This window comes from Paenibacillus sp. FSL R10-2788, from assembly GCF_038003885.1.
Taxonomy (GTDB): Bacteria; Bacillota; Bacilli; order Paenibacillales; family Paenibacillaceae; genus Paenibacillus_AQ; species Paenibacillus_AQ odorifer.
Window position 1 is genome coordinate 4082538 of record NZ_JBBOQA010000001.1, and the last position, 16332, is coordinate 4098869.

Here is a 16332-nt window from a genome sequence, read left to right on the forward strand (position 1 = left end):
CTAATAAAATAGCTAACCGCTGCCTCCTTTTTAAAAAATCGCACCGTTAAACTAACAGTGTAAGATTAATATAGCACCCGTTTATTTGCTTGTAAATAAAAATATCTAACAGTGTAAGATAAACCGGTAATCTAACGATGGTAGACCAGCCATCCATCTTCGCTTATGATAAAAGAAGACAGTAACAGGAGGTCGTTTCGATGAGAATCAAAAATCTGCAAATCACTGAACAAGATATAATAAAAGCTTCTTGGGAGCTGCTGGATGATATCGGCATAGAGGCATTTAGTATGCGTAAATTAGCAGAACTATTAAATATACAAGCCGCCTCTCTCTATTGGCATTTTAAGAGTAAACAGAGTATTTTCCAGACACTGGCTAATGAGATCGCCAAAGAAGCCCTCGAAACTGCGAATCTCGAAGGTGATTGGCAAGAACAGCTTTTTCATTTTGCAGATCGAATCCGCGGGGTTTTACATAAGTATCCTTGCTCGGCTCAGCTGATGATGAGAACCTTGCCTTCTGAACCTAATTATCTATCTTTACTGAATACTTTGCTTCAGATCGTGGATCATCTTCCTTTAAGCGATAGTGACAAATTCTCCTTAATTGCTTGCGTGTTAAACTATGTAATCTCTTTCGAATTGGACAAATATGAGCAGGATCGAATTGACTTAGCCATGAAAAATGAACCTAATGGAGATGCTAGAGAGGTATTTAAACAATCGCTTGAGCACTTATCAGGGGATGGACCTAATGTTATAAAACGAATGTACGAAAACAATATCTTTAATGAAATTGGCTCCGATAAGATGTTCTATACAGGTCTAAAAATAATGGTGAGTGGAATTGAACAGTTAGCTAATGAGCGACAGTAGAGCTTAGGGGATTTTTCACGACAATAAATCTTGGCACAAATAAAGGGCATCCCAGCAGCCGATTTCGGCTTTTGGAATGCCCTTTTTTAAAGAGCCCGAAATAAAAGTTCTCCTTTGGACTGAATGTATCTATACATCACTCCACAGGCCACAAATATCACCACACCAATACCTAACATAACGAGATTACCATTTAGATCGGATAAAAGAAAACTCAAACCAAATGGAATCAGCAAGCTGATAAATCCTATAATCATCGCTACAAGGACCGAAGCACTTTGTTTAATTACTGAGACTTCGTTAGTCCACTCCAGTTTAGGAAGCTTCAAGTTAACGATCACACCTACCATTGCAGTAAGACAAGCGTATAGGACGGGGATTATTAGCAATAACAAGCTCTCCATCCAGCCTGTGCCCAGAGAAATCATTAGAAGCACACTACTAACAATCACAATCGGTACTGTAATGGTGAGATTCACTACGATTTTACTTAATAATATGGTTTTTGTCGGAACGGGGGCGCTTTTTAAAATCCAAATATGGTTACCTTCAAGCGAAATCGAACTCGATGTCGTACAGCTTAATGCAACAAAGAGGGAAACAAATAGTGGCGCCAATCTGCTTAGATAGTTAGAGAGTTCTGGTATTTCCATAATTTGTCCTAATTGCTCTGAGCTAACAAACAGTAAGGTAATCGCCATGACAAGTAACATAACCATACCGATACTCGTATTTAGCACATATATAGAAGAACTGAAATAGCGGCGCAGCTCTTTTTTATACAATGTGTAAAGCGGTGAAGAGACTTCAAGTGACCTCATTTGATACTTATTCTTTGAGTAAGAAGTCGTAAGGCCTGTGTGTATTGCTTTATATTTGCTGCCAAGAATAAGGGTAAACAACATAAAAGAAAGTAACGAAATCCCTATAAATAATAGTAAAGGAGCTACCTGATACGAGCAGACAGCATCTACATACATAACCGTCAAAGGATATAAGTTGAAGATTTGATCGGCAATTTGTGTGCTCATATCCGCAAGTAACTGCGGGTCATTCCCATTCATTTGGCCTGAACCCAAAATAATAACAATGATTACGGCAAAAGTCAGAATGAGACTTATTAAACGACTTCCTTTAAAACGTGAGGAAATCCAACTAATCAATGCCCCTATAATTGTTGCAGCAATGATCGGCACTAATGGGATAAATAGCAGCGTTATCATGAAAAATAAATAATATACTACTGCCGGATTTACCTTTATAGCATAAACTACACCTGCTGGCACCATCACCATCAATGAGAACAGTATATTCAGCACATAGAGCTGAACTACACGGCTTGCTACGATATGGCTCGTTTTGATAGGCAACGACATTACGAGATCGTAATCTTTGGAGCCAAATAATACCCCACTCGCCTTATAGATCGTTGTAAAAAATCCAATCAAGCAAGTAACAGCCATCATAATCGCAAGCAGCAGCTCTGGCCGGCCTATCTGTTCAAGGGTCTCTGCTATCATGAAGCTATATCCAAATGAAACTACTGCCATCATGACAATCCCTATTAAGATACCGATGCTCAGCAAAAGCATTTTTCGTCTTTCTTTCATATCCCTTGTATGCAAAGCCTTATTTAACCCAAACGATGAGATCAGCTGAATTTTCGTCAATCGCCAGATATTAATCATGTTTAATCAACTCCAAAAACACATCTTCAAGGCTGCTGTCACCCTTCACCTCTTCTGTTTTCCCATGAGTGATCAATTCACCCGCTTTGATAATGGCAATCTTATTGCAGAGCTTCTCGGCCACATCCAGTACATGCGTCGAAAAAAAGATCGCACTGCCCTGGCTGCAAATCTCCGCCATGATTCTCTTGAGCGTATGTGCCGCTTTTGGATCAAGTCCCACAAAGGGTTCATCCAGAACGAGTAGCTTCGGTTTATGAATAAGCGCGGAGATAATCGCGAGTTTCTGTTTCATACCATGAGAATATGCGGAGATTAAATCCCCCAGATTAGAGGTAATCTCAAATTCATCGCTATACTTCTTTATCAATAACTCCCGATCCGCTTTCGATACACTAAAAAGATCACCAATAAAATTCAAGTACTGAATGCCCGTCAGATGATCGTATAGATCCGGATTATCTGGAATATACGCAGTAATCGCTTTGCAGGCTAAGGGATCTTTTTTAATGGAGTACCCACCAATCTCGATATCTCCCTCCTCAAAATCTAAAACTCCGACCACTGCTCGGATAGTTGTTGTTTTCCCCGCACCGTTATGACCGATAAAGCCATAGATGTCACCTTTTTCGACCACCAAATTCAGATCATTTACCGCCTTCTTACCACCCTTGTAGCTCTTGGTAAAATGTTTGATTGTCAACATCTTGCCACTCCCCTTCCAATCTCATAACACTCTCGACAAGCCATATTTACTATAGCTTCGTCGTCTTCAATATACGTTTCCTATAATACGTTTAGCCCGTCCAGATAGTTCATTCATTCACAAATATTTTTATCGGAAATTCCCACCCTATAGCGCGCGAGGTGAATAGTAACCGGGTCCGTAAGGGTAAGCAATTTACTTTTGAACGCTAAACAATCGACTTCGTTGGTGCCACGATGTATAGGACCGAGGCGCCCTTATTTCACAAAATCATGCCTTTTTCCACTCCGTTCGGACTCAGATGCAGCTATTGTGCCATTTCTGCTCCTTTTTGCTGCAAAATCAGCCGAATAAGCACTATGCAATCCGTTATTTTGAAAAAAGGCGCCAAAGACACTATTTAGCTGCAATACGGTCCGCAAGGGTAAACTAACTACTTTGCTGACGATGTGATAGCTACTTTGGAACGCTAAGCAAATTACTTTGGGGACGGTGAGATAACTAACTTTGGAACGCTATCCAAACTACTTTGGGGACGATGAGCTAACTACTTTGAACGCTAAGCAAACTACTTTGGGGACGATGAGCTAACTACCTTGGCACGTAAGCGAACTACTGTCTAAGCATTCTACACTGGAACAGAAGCAATTTACCTTTGGCGATGGCTGCCATTCCTACGTATTGGACCGAGGCGCCCTAATTTCACAAAATCATGCCTTTTTCCACTTCGTTCGGACTCAGATGCAGCTATTGTGCCATATCCGCTCCTTTTTGCTGCAAAATCAGCCGAATAAGTGCTATGCAGTCCGTTACTTTGGGGAAAGGAGCCAAAAACACAATTTAGCTGCAATACGGTCCGCAAGGGTAAACAAACTACTTTGCTGACGATGTGATAGCTACTTTGGAACGCTAAGCAAATTACTTTGGGGACGGTGAGATAACTAACTTTGGAACGCTATCCAAACTACTTTGGGGACGATGAGTTAGCTCCTTTGGAACGTTAAGCAAATTACTTTGGAGACGCTAAGCTAACTACTTTGGAACGCTAGGCAATCGAATTTCTAAGCATTCTACTCCGGAACAGAAGCAATCTACCTTTGGCGATGGCTGCCATTGCAACGTATTGGACCGAGGCGCCCTTATTTCGCAAAATCCCACCCTTTTCCACTCCGTTCGGACTCAGATGCAGCTATTGTGCCATATCCGCTCCTTTTTGCTGCAAAATCAGCCGAATAAGTGCTATGCAGTCCGTTACTTTGGGGAAAGGCGCCAAAAACACAATTTAGCTGCAATACGGTCCGCAAGGGTAAGGTAAGGTAAGGTAAGGTAAGCCAAACAAAACTAACCCACCCGACAAAAAGAGCATTCATCCCCAAATTCGGGATTGAATGCTCTTTTTTCTAAATGCAAAGTCTACGCTGATGCGAACTGACTGTTATATAATCTGGCGTAATATCCACCGCTAGCTAGGAGTTGGTCATGCGTACCACTCTCCACAATGTCTCCGTCCTTCATGAAAAGAATGAGATCCGATTCTCGAATCGTTGACAAACGGTGGGCAATTACAAAGCTGGTCCGGCCTGCGATCATTTTTAGAAAAGCCTTCTGAATCCGTACCTCAGTCAGCGTATCAATACTGCTGGTGGCTTCATCCAAAATGAGCATAGGTGGATCTACGAGCATCACTCGTGCTATGGTTAGCAGCTGCTTTTGTCCTTGCGACAAATTATCTCCTGAGCCACTGATCTTCGTATCATATCCCTCAGGCAGGCGTTTAATGAAGCTATGAGCATTAGCAGCCTTAGCAGCAGCGATGACCTCTTCTTCGGTAGCCTCAGGTTTGCCGTAGGCAATATTTTCTCTAATTGTGCCGCCAAACAGCCAAGTGTCCTGCAACACCATCCCGAAATTACGCCGCAGACTGTCCCGGGTAATCGTCTTGATATCCACGCCGTCAATCTTGATGGAACCCCTATCCACATCATAAAAACGCATAAGCAGATTAACCAGTGTCGTCTTCCCCGCTCCCGTCTGCCCTACAATTGCAACCCGGGTACCTGGTTTCACTTCCAGACTGAAATCATTAATCAGTGGACGTTCAGGATTATAAGCAAAGGATACTTTTTCAAAGGTAATTGTTCCTTGGCTTGTATTCATAATTTTGGCGTCTGTTGCATCAGCTGGTTCTGGCGATAGGTCTAGAATGGCGAAAATCCGCTGCGCTGATGCTGTTGCCGATTGAAGCTGCGTAATCACACCTGTAATTTCATTAAACGGCTTAGCGAACAAGTTGGAGAAGATCAAAAAGCTGGACAAATCCCCTACCGTCATAAGCCCGCGAATCACCATAACACTTCCGATCATCGCGATAACAGAGAAGGTAATATTATTTACTAACCGTGTTGTCGGATTAGACAAAGAACCGTAAAATTGTGATTTCACGCCAGTCTGGTACAAAGTCTCGTTTCGTTCTTCAAACTGGGTCAGTGCACGGTCTTCATAATGATAAGCAGTGACCACTTTTTGTCCGCCGATCATTTCCTCCACGTATCCGTTGAGACCGCCCAGAATTTTAGCCTGCTCCTTAAACATCTTCTGGGAGCGCATCGTAATGAATCTTGCCACAAAAAATGTAACGGGTGCTGACAGAAGAACAACTAAGGTCATTAAAGGACTAATGTACAACATGAGTGCAATTGCCCCCACGATGGTGATGATCCCCGTGAGCAGTGTTGAGAAGCCTTGCAGCAGTCCATCAGAGACCGCATCCATGTCATTAACAAACCGGCTGATGCTGTCCCCTTGCGGGTGGTTATCATGAAATTTTAACGGCAAAACATTTAATTTATCAAAAAGCTCCCGCCGTAAGTCATATACAGTCCGGTAGGCAATTCGATTAGTCAGGTAGGTAAGAAGCCATCCGAAAAAGCTGCCGACAATATACACCCCTGCCAGAATCAAAAGCAGTCTAAGTACGGCGTCAAAATCAACCTCTCCCGGCCCGATCATAAAATCGATGGCGCTGCCGATAAGCAACGGGCCAATTAGACTGGCAATCACACTGAGTATTGCGCAGATTACTGCACCTATAGCTATTTTTTTATAATGCCCTGTGTATACAATAAGTCTTTTCCAAATGTTGTTTTTGTTCATTGGCCCGACTCCTCACTTGATAGCTGGGACAGGCAGATTTCTTTATACTCTTCACAACCCCGCATCAGCTCCTCATGGGTTCCGACACCGGCGATCCGCCCTTCCTCAAATACCATTATTTTATCCGCTTGTCTTACAGTGCTTACCCTCTGCGAGACAAGGAGCACGGTCATTTCCTGGCTGCTCTCTTTAAGAGCCTTTCGAAGTGCCGCATCTGTGGAGAAATCCAGCGCACTGGAGGAGTCATCCAAAATAAGAATCGATGGCTTACCTACTACTGCACGAGCTATGGTTAAGCGCTGCTTTTGTCCACCGGATAAATTTAATCCACCACGAGATACTTGCGTATTCAAGCCTTCGGGTAATTTACGTATAAACTCCTCCGCTTGAGCGATAGAGGCTGCCTGCATGATTTCTTCCTCAGTTGCATCTTCCTTACCCCAACGTATATTCTCAGCGATTGTTCCTGTAAACAGCACAGCTTTTTGCGGTACAATCCCTATTTTCTCACGAAGCTGGTGCAGCTTGTAATCTCTGACATCCACACCATCCACTTTCACTTCACCTTGCACCACATCATAAAAACGAGGGATCAAATTCACAAAAGTAGACTTACCTGAACCCGTACTGCCAATCAGGCCCACGGTCTCTCCGCGATTAATTACTAAAGATATATCCTCTAATGCCGATTCACCTGTCGTATTATACCCAAAGGATACGTGATCGAATTGTATAGCAGGGGCAGCAGGGGCAGGTTCTGCAATCAATGCATTTCCTTCCTCGGACACGGATACCTTAACACCAAGCACTTCATTCACACGATTCGCTGAGGATGAGGCTTTTGTAAAAATAATAACCAAGTTGGAGACCACTATCAGCGCCAGCAAGATCTGAGTGATGTAATTGATGAAGGCAATGATCTCCCCTTGAGACAATCGGCCCCCATCGATATGAATTCCGCCTACCCACAAAATAGCTATGATCGCCGCATTTACTACAAGTGTAGTCATCGGCCCAAGCAAAGCAGAAATCCGCGAAACCCGGATCGCCGTAGTAGTCAAATCATCAGATGAGGCATCAAAACGTTCTTTTTCTGTACGTCTTTTGGCAAAAGCACGAATCACTCGAATCCCCGATAAATTCTCACTCAGTACGAGCGCAAGGGCATCCAGCTTCTGCTGGTATTTTCGGTACAAAGGAGCACTGCGGGTGATAATAAAATATAAAATAATGCCAAAAACCGGTGTTGCCGCTATTAGAATCAGCGATAATCTAAAATCCAAAATCATGGACATTAGGATAGCCCCGATGCAGATAAACGGTGCACGAATAACTAGACGAATCAGCATGGCCACAGCAATTTGCAGCTGGTTTACGTCATTGGTAATCCGATTAATCAGTGTAGGCGTACCTAAGGTATCCAGTTCAGCATACGACAAGGATGTAATATGTCTAAACATCTTATTGCGTAGTGTCGTACCGAATCCCTGTGAAGCCCGGGCTGCATAGTATTGGCATACCATGGAGCAGCCGAAGCCAAGCAGTGACATCAGAACCATTAGGCCACCCATGCGGTAAACATAGGCGCTGTCATGATTGCCAACCCCGTTGTTGATGATCAATGCGACAATGGTAGGCAAAATCAGCTCCAGAATCGCTTCCATCAGTTTGAAGATCGGTCCAATGATCGCTTCTTTTTTGTACGGCTTTAAATATACTGCAATTTTGAACAAATTTATCCACACCCAACATAAGAAGTATTTAACCACTTGAAATATGTATAAGAACAGTTATGATTATGGCATATCTACTCACATATTAATAATATTGGATTCGTATCGCTCCCATACGATTAGCATATCTCAAGTTCGGAGGATTTTTATATGGATATTAGACAGCTTAAATATTTTATGGCGATAGCTGAGGAAGGACAGATCACATCTGCAGCCAAAAAACTGCAAATGGCCCAGCCTCCACTGAGCCAGCAGCTAAAGCTCCTGGAGGAAGAACTCGGTGTAAAGCTAGTGGAACGAGGTCCACGCAGCGTGCAGCTCACTGAAGCTGGAGCCATTTTGCGGGACCGTGCCCAACAAATTCTGGAGCTGGCAGATTCCACTGCCCGTGAGCTCACTGATTTTGTCAAAGGTTTAAAAGGAACCCTAGCCATTGGTACAGTTTCTTCCTCTGGAGCTACGTTGCTTCAAGATCGGCTATGTGAATTTCACAAAACCTATAAAGGTGTGAAGTTTGAGATTCATGAAGGAAATACCTTTAGAATCATTGACCTCTTGAATAAAGGCATTGTCGAAGTCGGAATTGTAAGGACACCCTTTAATGGTACAAATTTAGAATGTCTTTACACACAAGCTGAACCTATGATTGCCGTAATGACACCTGAGTATGACTGGAAAACGGATGAAAACTTTATTGAGATCGGTGAGCTAAAGGATAAGCCGCTTATTATCTACCGCCGTTTTGAGCAGCTTATCCGGGAAACATGTCTTGAGAACGGCTTTGATCCGCTGATTTTCTGCATGAATGATGATGCTAGAACAACACTGCTCTGGGCAAACGCTGGTCTTGGCATCGGAATCATCCCCAAATCCGCTTTCGAATTAACGAGTAACAGTAATTTGATCTATAAAGAAATCAGTAGTGAATCACTACGCACGCGGGTCGCCGCCGTCTGGATTAAGGATAAATACTTGTCATCATTGGCTTCAAAGTTTATTGAGAGTTTCAAGAATGGATAATACCAGATCTATTTATTCACTTGTTGTTGAACGAGCCTATCCTCTTCTTCTTTAATACGGTTAATATCAATTCGTTCAAACAATAATTGTAATTCAGTAACCTGTTGGTAAGGGGGTACCGAGCAAGGCTGCCAATTCGGTAGTTCTAACGACAGGAACCCCCTGATCTTGTCACAAGAGAACGGCAGAAACGGATGTAACAAATTCGCTAGGTTCGCAATAATCTGCACACATGTGTATATTGCAGAATCACAAGAAACCTGATCCTCTTTTATCTGTATCCATGGTTTTTGCAGGTCGAAATACTGGTTTGCCTTGCGCACATAAGAAAAAATATACTCCAGCGCATCTTTTAGATTCCCAGCCTCAATAAGCCGCCCTGATTCGAGATACAAGAGGTCAATGTTGTCATTCCACCCCTTATCCAATTGCCCATTCGGCACTTTCCCTTCATAAAACTTATCTACAAAAGCCAATGAACGATTCACAAAGTTACCAAATGCTCCAAGCAGCTCTCCATTATGGCTATAAATAAACTCTCTCCAGGAAAAATCCGTGTCCCGCTTCTCGGGTCCATTGGCAATTAAGAAATAACGAATAGAATCTGGCTGATACCGCTCTAAAATATCAGGTACCCAGACCGCCCAGTTTCGGCTAGTGGAGAACTTCTGCCCTTCAAGGGTTAAATATTCGCTAGATATAATCCTGTCCGGTAAATGCAGACCTCCAGCTCCTAATAACACAGCCGGCCATATTAAAGTGTGAAAAGGAATATTGTCTTTACCATGCACATAATAAGCAGTAATCTCCCCTTTTTCCTCTAACCAAAAATCCTCCCAGCTTCCTCCGGACTGTGCAGCCCACTGCTTACTGGCTGATAAATAACCACTTACCGCCTCAATCCAAACATAAATCTTTTTATCTTCAAATCCAGCCACAGGAACATCTACACCCCAAGACAAGTCTCTTGTTACCGCGCGGTCCTGCAGCTCTTCTTGTAAATAACGTTTGGTCAGTTTTATAGCGTTATCTCTCCAAAATTGTGCTTCCTCTACATATTCCGTTAATTCAGACTGAAAATTAGATAAGCTAAGATAATAATGTTCTGTCGGCCTTTCTGATGGTGTATTACCACATAATTTGCAGACTCTGTCTAACAAATCGGCAGGATCTAGAATCGTAGAACAATAATCACATTGATCCCCTCGCGCCCGCTGGCCACATACCGGACAAGTCCCTTCCACATATCTGTCTGGCAAAAAGCGCTGATCCACCTCGCAGTAACATTGCGCAATGGTTTTTTTATATAAATGACCATTCTCTAGTAGCTTTGTAAACAACTCTTGCACGACCTTATGATGCTGCGGTTGATCCGTTCGAGTATATAGATCATAACTAAATCCCAGCTGTTTAAAACACTTCAGAAACTCCTCATGATATCTGCTTGCAAAAGCTCCGGGTGTAATCCCTTCATTCGCAGCCTGAACCGCTACGGGTGTGCCATGGCAATCACTGCCTGATACATATAATACGTTATCCCCTTTGGAGCGAAAATATCGTGCCAGCACATCCCCAGGCAACACACTTGATAATCTCCCAAGATGTAAAGATCCATTCGCATACGGCCAAGCACCACCTATAAACACATTACTCATTAACCTTCTCCTCCTTTTTTTGACAACAAAAAAACTCCCATCCACAAAGGACGAGAGTTCTACTCACGTGTTACCACCTAATTTTATAAATGCCTCATGACATTTACCTCTTCAGGTACGACGTTAATTAACGTTTATACCCTAGCACTGTAACGGATGCAGGTTCCGGCGCAGCCTACAACCCATAAGGTTTCGATGCGCAGCTCTGAGACCATATTCCCAAGGGTTTTCTTTACTCCTTTTCAGCGACCGGAGCTCTCTGTTGAAAGAATTGCCGTGGTACTCTTTCTCTTCTTTGCTTTTACATATTCAAGTTAGAGAAAATAATAATCAATTTGTTGTTTATTGTCAATGTGAAAAATCAAGCTCACTGTAACTTTTCCAGTTAATCTCCGTCTTTTATATAAATACGTTACAAGGAGGTCCCTCAGTGAAAAAGGTAAATTTGCTTACACTCTCTGTTCTTTTACTAGCAGGGGTATGGGGTTGCTCCGATAATCAAGTCAATTCTGTACCTAAAAGTGAGCCCTATACTTCCAAAGAAGCCATCAGTAGAGGGGATATTGTTTCTTGGGAAAAAGTGTACAACCTCGATAAATTCGAGCAATTTATAACGAATCTCTCCAGCAAAAAAGCAGACAATATACGCGTTACAAGTTACACAGATGAAGGCGATCCTATATTTAAGGATTTGAAATTTGACGGTAACGTGATTAATTATAGCTATGATACCTCTAATGATGCATTCGGTGGAAGCAACACAGGAGTCAGAACCGATACCTGCTCCGAAGTGACGAGTAAAAAAAGCACACAAGGTGAAATTATCTATTCGATCAGCGGTTGCACAAATAATGACTCTGAAATTGATTACTACCTTTTTCGCACAACAAAATGAAATGCTGAAATAAAAAAGACCACCCAATCATAATACAATTGGATGGTCTCGTTACTTCATATTATTTCATGATTTTGCAAATATCATTGGTGAATTGAACTGGATCACTAACCTGTAGACCTTCGATCAACAGGGCTTGGTTGTACAGTAGGTTCGTGTATAAACCGAGCTTTTCTTTGTCGTTCTCTGCTGCCGCCTTCAAGGACTGGAATACTTCGTGATGGATGTTGATTTCAAGTACCTTATCCGCTTGCACCTCTTGGCCATTCGGCATCGATTTCAGAATTTTCTCCATCTCGATCGTCAGCTCACCTTCTGCAGAGAGACATACCGGATGAGTCTTTAAACGTTTGGAAGCTTTAACATTTTTCACTTTGCCGGACAGGATGTCCTTCATCGCTTCAAAAAGCTCCTTGTTTTCGTTCTCTTCCGCTTCCGTTGGCTTGTCCGCTTCGTCGGCTTCGATCCCCAGATCTCCGCTGGATACGGATTTAAATTCTTTTTCCTTATAAGACTGAATCATCTTGATCGCAAATTCATCAATATCATCAGTGAAGTAGAGAATTTCATACCCTTTATCCGATACAAGCTCGGTTTGCGGGAGCTTCTCGATTCTGTCGATCGACTCTCCGGAAGCATAGTAGATATACTTCTGATCTTCTGGCATTCTTGAGACGTATTCGTCCAGCGTAACCAGCTTCTTCTCCTTGGAGGAGTAGAACATCAGTAAATCTTGGAGGGTGTCTTTGTGCATCCCATAATCGTTATAAACACCAAACTTAAGCTGTCTGCCAAAAGCATTATAGAACTGCTCATATTTCTCTCTTTCATCCTTCAGCAGGCTTTGCAGTTGGCTTTTCACTTTATTCTTAATATTCTTAGCGATCAAAGTCAGCTGACGGTCATGCTGGAGCATCTCTCTGGAAATGTTCAAGGAAAGATCCTCTGAGTCCACCATACCTTTTACAAAACTGAAGTAATCAGGCAGCAGATCCGCACATTTGTTCATGATCAACACACCGTTGGAATAGAGCTCAAGACCTTTTTCATATTCCTTTGTGTAATAGTCAAACGGTGTATTTTCTGGGATGAACAAAATCGCATTGTACACTACAGCACCATCAGCACTGATATGAATATGTTTAAGCGGCTTATCGAAGCCGTAACGTTTCTCTGCATAGAAGTTATCGTAATCTTCTGTAGTCAGCTCGCTTTTGTTCTTGCGCCAGATTGGCACCATGCTGTTTACGGTTTGTTCTTGAACAACTTCTTCGAACTCATTCTCCGTGCCTTCTTTTGGCTTTTGTTCCTTCAAGTCCATTTTGATTGGGAAACGGATGAAGTCGGAGTATTTTTTAATGATGGATTTCAGGCGATATTCTTCCAAATATTCATCATATTGATCTTCTTCAGTATTCTCTTTAATCTTCAAAATCACATCAGTGCCGACAGAATCCTTCTCAACAGTCTCGATGGTATAGCCGTCAGCGCCCTTAGACTCCCATTTAAAGGCCTCGTCGCTGCCTAATGCCTTACTGATCACTATAACGTCATCAGCCACCATAAACGCAGCGTAGAAGCCCACTCCGAACTGTCCGATGATATTGTGGCCATCTTTAGCTTCGTTCTCTTTCTTAAAAGCAAGAGATCCACTCTTCGCGATTGTACCTAAGTTATTCTCCAGCTCCTCTTGTGTCATCCCGATACCTGTATCGGAAATCGTCAAGGTTCTGTTCGCCTTATCGGCGGTCACTTTAATATAATAATCCTCTTTATTGAAGACCAGGCCTTCATCAGCTAAGGCTTTGTAATAGATCTTATCAATCGCATCACTTGCATTGGAAATCAGTTCACGCAGGAAAATTTCCCGTTGAGTATAAATGGAGTTAATCATCATTTCCAGCAATCTTTTCGATTCGGCTTTAAACTCTTTTTTGGCCATGAATAAATAAATCTCCTTTCAAAATAACCTTATTATTCATCATTCCGTGATTAGCACTCTTCTTAGATGAGTGCTAATTCTTCTTTTTATATAACATAAACTGATTTTCAATGTCAAATTTTTTGGCTACTTTCATATGAAAATATAACCATTTACAATTCCCTTGCAATCCTATTGATTGTATGATTTAAATAGATTAGATACATAATTTCCAAATAAAGGTTTATACATTTCGGATTTGGGAGGTCTTTAAATGAATGAACAAGCAATGTCCGCTTTAAATTCCACAATAAAAAGCCCCGTAAAGAACTTAATTGGCAGTGTATTCATTCCCGTACATGATATTGAAAAATCCCGTCGCTGGTATTGCCAAGTCCTGGGGCTTCCAGAGACAGATTGTAAGATCATGAACGGTCATTTATGCCCGCTGCCTATGCAGGGAAACACTGGAATCATCCTGGATACCATGCCGTTGTGGGGCGGCTTAGAACCTGAAGGAACACCGCCCATTACAACACCAGCTTTTTTGTTACTGACCGATGATTTGCAAGCCTCTTTCAATTATGTGAAGGCTCTCGGTGTAGAGCTAGTAACTGAAATTCAAGATGAGCATTGGTTTGTTGTGAAAGATCCTGATGGGAATAAATTAATGATTTGCAAGCAACATTTGGATTAAAAATTGCAGCGGTTGTGATTTCCACTTCTTAGGGTGCATCAGAAGCTGCAGATCAAAGTGAATTTCGGGATGAATAAAGGACAGCTCCGCCAAGCTTCCTCGTTCAATTTCTTCCTCTGCCACGATTTTTGGTAACAAAGCAATTCCAAGACCATTCATTACACAACGTTTGATGGCCTCCAGATTCGAAAGCTCAAAACCTATGCGGAATATGATCCCGTGCTCTTTTAACAAATTCTCGAACAGACTGCGGTAAATACAGCTTTCCTCCGAGACTATTAGCTCACAGTTATTCAGATCGTTTAGGGTTACCGTATCCATCTGGGCAAGCGGATGATGAATGGGGGCTATCAATACAAGCGGCTCATCTCTGACGATCGTACGCTCAAGGATGGAATCCGCAGTGGTGCGATCCAACATTAAGCCTAGATCTACTTCGCCATCTTTTATTTTGGCAAGAAGATTAGCTTCCTGCATCGTTTGCAGATGAATATCCAGCTTCGGAAATTTAGTCCTTAGCTGCTGCAGGTAAGGAGGTAAATAAAAGGCCGCTAAAGAATCTATCGTCCCAATAGTTATCGTTCCTCCGATTTGCTGGGCGATGGTTTCTTTTGAACGATCATACAAATCCAAAATCTCCACGAACAGCTTCAATAACTCTTCTCCTGGCGGGGTAAGCCGCAGCTGACGGCCATGCCTCTCTATTAAAGGTACTCCATATTCCTTCTCTATCTTCTGTATCTGCATCGTCACACTTGATTGTGCATATCCCAATTCTTCAGCAGCTCGCGTAAAGCTCTGACGTTTAGCCACCTCGCGGAAGGTTCGTAAATAGGTTAAATCCATTACCTCACCCTAACATCAATATTTTTGATGATCCATATCATTTATTATAGCTAACGACGATGCTACTTTCCATGGTAAAGTGTATGTAGAGGAATTAAAATATTTTGGAGGCCGATAATTTATGCTTACAGAACAACAGATTTATGGAGTTTATGTCCCCGTGGTCACCCCGTTCAATGCTGCTGGTGAAGTTGATTTGGATTCGTATCAGCGTTATGTAAAGAACATTATTAACAACAGCATACAAGGTCTGGTCGTTAATGGAACCACCGGAGAATCGCCCACTGTAACCGTAAATGAAATGCAGCTTCTAGTAAACACTTCCCGTGAGCTTCTACAATCCACATCAATCCCCTTAGTAGTTGGTACAGGTACCAATGATACAGCCTCTACGGTTGCACGCACGGAAATTGCTGCAAACCTTGGTGCTGATTGTGCACTAGTAGTCGTACCTTATTATAGTCGTCCTTCACAAGAGGGTATCATTGCCCATTTCCGCAAAGCAGCAGAAGTAGGCATACCTATCATGGCTTATGATATTCCAAGTCGTACAGGTACCGCCATGACGGTAGATACTGCACGTACAATCCTAGAAATGAATAATGTTGTCGGTTTAAAAGACTGCTCAGGCAGTACAAAAATGGTTACAGAGTTAGTCCGTACAGGTGCTAAACCTGTGCTTGGCGGCGATGATTCCCTCTTTTATGAAATGCTTAGCTGCGGAGCAGCTGGGGGTATGCTCGCTACTGCCAACGTTTATCCGGCAGAATGCCTTCGTATCTTTGAAGCCTTTACATCTGGTCAAGTGGACTTCGCTAAAGAAAGCTTTGAACAACTACTGCCGATCATCCGCCTATTGTTCAAGGAATCGAATCCCGCTCCAATTAAATGGATGCTTAACCAAAACGGCCTACTATCCTCGGATACGCTTCGCCTCCCTATGACTTCCATCAGCACAGGACTTCAGCAAGAACTGAGCCCCTATGTTCAGGACAATACAATTGAAGCAACCGCATAAATGAAATAACAACAGCCGTTGTACAGTGAGGAACTGTTTAGCGGCTGTTTTTTGTTGTAAATCATCAGGACATAAAACATAAAAAACTGCACCTCCAAATGTTAGTTGTGCTAACAATTGGG

12 protein-coding genes and 1 other annotated feature are annotated in these 16332 nt (G+C 42.4%); of the genes, 5 read left to right on the forward strand and 7 right to left on the reverse strand.

What is annotated here, in order from left to right; translation table 11 throughout:
* The first annotated feature begins 200 nt into the window (after positions 1-200).
* The gene (locus NSQ50_RS18040; protein WP_038571872.1) at positions 201-878 is read left to right on the forward strand and encodes a TetR/AcrR family transcriptional regulator; all 678 of its coding nucleotides are present in this window, start codon (positions 201-203) and stop codon (positions 876-878) included.
* 86 nt (positions 879-964) lie between these two features.
* On the opposite strand, the gene NSQ50_RS18045 is transcribed toward NSQ50_RS18040, so the two are convergent.
* From NSQ50_RS18045 to NSQ50_RS18060, 4 genes are all read right to left on the reverse strand, one after another.
* The gene (locus NSQ50_RS18045) at positions 965-2566 is read right to left on the reverse strand and encodes a hypothetical protein (protein WP_076225154.1); all 1602 of its coding nucleotides are present in this window, start codon (positions 2564-2566) and stop codon (positions 965-967) included.
* Positions 2559-3272: an ABC transporter ATP-binding protein gene (locus NSQ50_RS18050; RefSeq protein WP_036688363.1), complete on the reverse strand. Its 714-nt coding sequence runs from the start codon at positions 3270-3272 to the stop codon at positions 2559-2561. The genes NSQ50_RS18045 and NSQ50_RS18050 overlap by 8 nt, the downstream gene beginning before the upstream one ends.
* A gap of 1413 nt (positions 3273-4685) precedes the next feature.
* A complete protein-coding gene (locus tag NSQ50_RS18055; RefSeq protein ID WP_076225233.1) occupies positions 4686-6425 on the reverse strand; it encodes an ABC transporter ATP-binding protein in 1740 nt (579 codons plus the stop codon).
* A complete protein-coding gene (locus NSQ50_RS18060; protein ID WP_076106321.1) occupies positions 6422-8158 on the reverse strand; it encodes an ABC transporter ATP-binding protein in 1737 nt (578 codons plus the stop codon). Before NSQ50_RS18060 ends, NSQ50_RS18055 begins: the two co-directional genes overlap by 4 nt.
* A 150-nt stretch (positions 8159-8308) precedes the next feature.
* Here NSQ50_RS18060 and NSQ50_RS18065 point away from each other — a divergent pair, with 150 nt between their 5' ends.
* Complete coding sequence (locus NSQ50_RS18065; protein WP_036688370.1) at positions 8309-9178, forward strand: LysR family transcriptional regulator; 870 nt, start codon at positions 8309-8311, stop codon at positions 9176-9178.
* Between the two features lie 8 nt (positions 9179-9186).
* Here the strand turns inward: NSQ50_RS18065 and metG are convergent, their stop codons facing one another.
* Entirely contained in the window at positions 9187-10833 is a 1647-nt protein-coding gene (metG, locus tag NSQ50_RS18070) for a methionine--tRNA ligase (RefSeq protein WP_036688372.1), read from the reverse strand.
* A gap of 43 nt (positions 10834-10876) precedes the next feature.
* Positions 10877-11138: a binding site (T-box leader), on the reverse strand.
* 125 nt (positions 11139-11263) lie between these two features.
* Here metG and NSQ50_RS18075 point away from each other — a divergent pair.
* The gene (locus tag NSQ50_RS18075) at positions 11264-11728 is read left to right on the forward strand and encodes a DUF4362 domain-containing protein (RefSeq protein WP_051491574.1); all 465 of its coding nucleotides are present in this window, start codon (positions 11264-11266) and stop codon (positions 11726-11728) included.
* 61 nt (positions 11729-11789) lie between these two features.
* Here NSQ50_RS18075 and htpG read toward each other — a convergent pair whose 3' ends face one another.
* Positions 11790-13670 (reverse strand): molecular chaperone HtpG, encoded by a 1881-nt coding sequence (gene htpG / locus NSQ50_RS18080; RefSeq protein WP_038571886.1) that lies wholly within the window; start codon positions 13668-13670, stop codon positions 11790-11792.
* Between the two features lie 253 nt (positions 13671-13923).
* Between htpG and NSQ50_RS18085 the strand changes: the two genes are divergently transcribed.
* Positions 13924-14346 carry a VOC family protein gene (locus NSQ50_RS18085; protein ID WP_051491575.1) on the forward strand — a complete coding sequence of 141 codons (423 nt, stop codon included), beginning with the start codon at positions 13924-13926 and terminating at the stop codon, positions 14344-14346.
* On the opposite strand, the gene NSQ50_RS18090 is transcribed toward NSQ50_RS18085, so the two are convergent.
* Complete coding sequence (locus tag NSQ50_RS18090; RefSeq protein ID WP_036688377.1) at positions 14317-15192, reverse strand: LysR family transcriptional regulator; 876 nt, start codon at positions 15190-15192, stop codon at positions 14317-14319. The two genes, NSQ50_RS18085 and NSQ50_RS18090, sit on opposite strands and share 30 nt — an antisense overlap.
* Positions 15193-15313: 121 nt before the next feature.
* Between NSQ50_RS18090 and dapA the strand changes: the two genes are divergently transcribed.
* Positions 15314-16210: a 4-hydroxy-tetrahydrodipicolinate synthase gene (gene dapA, locus NSQ50_RS18095; protein ID WP_036688378.1), complete on the forward strand. Its 897-nt coding sequence runs from the start codon at positions 15314-15316 to the stop codon at positions 16208-16210.
* Positions 16211-16332 lie beyond the last annotated feature (122 nt).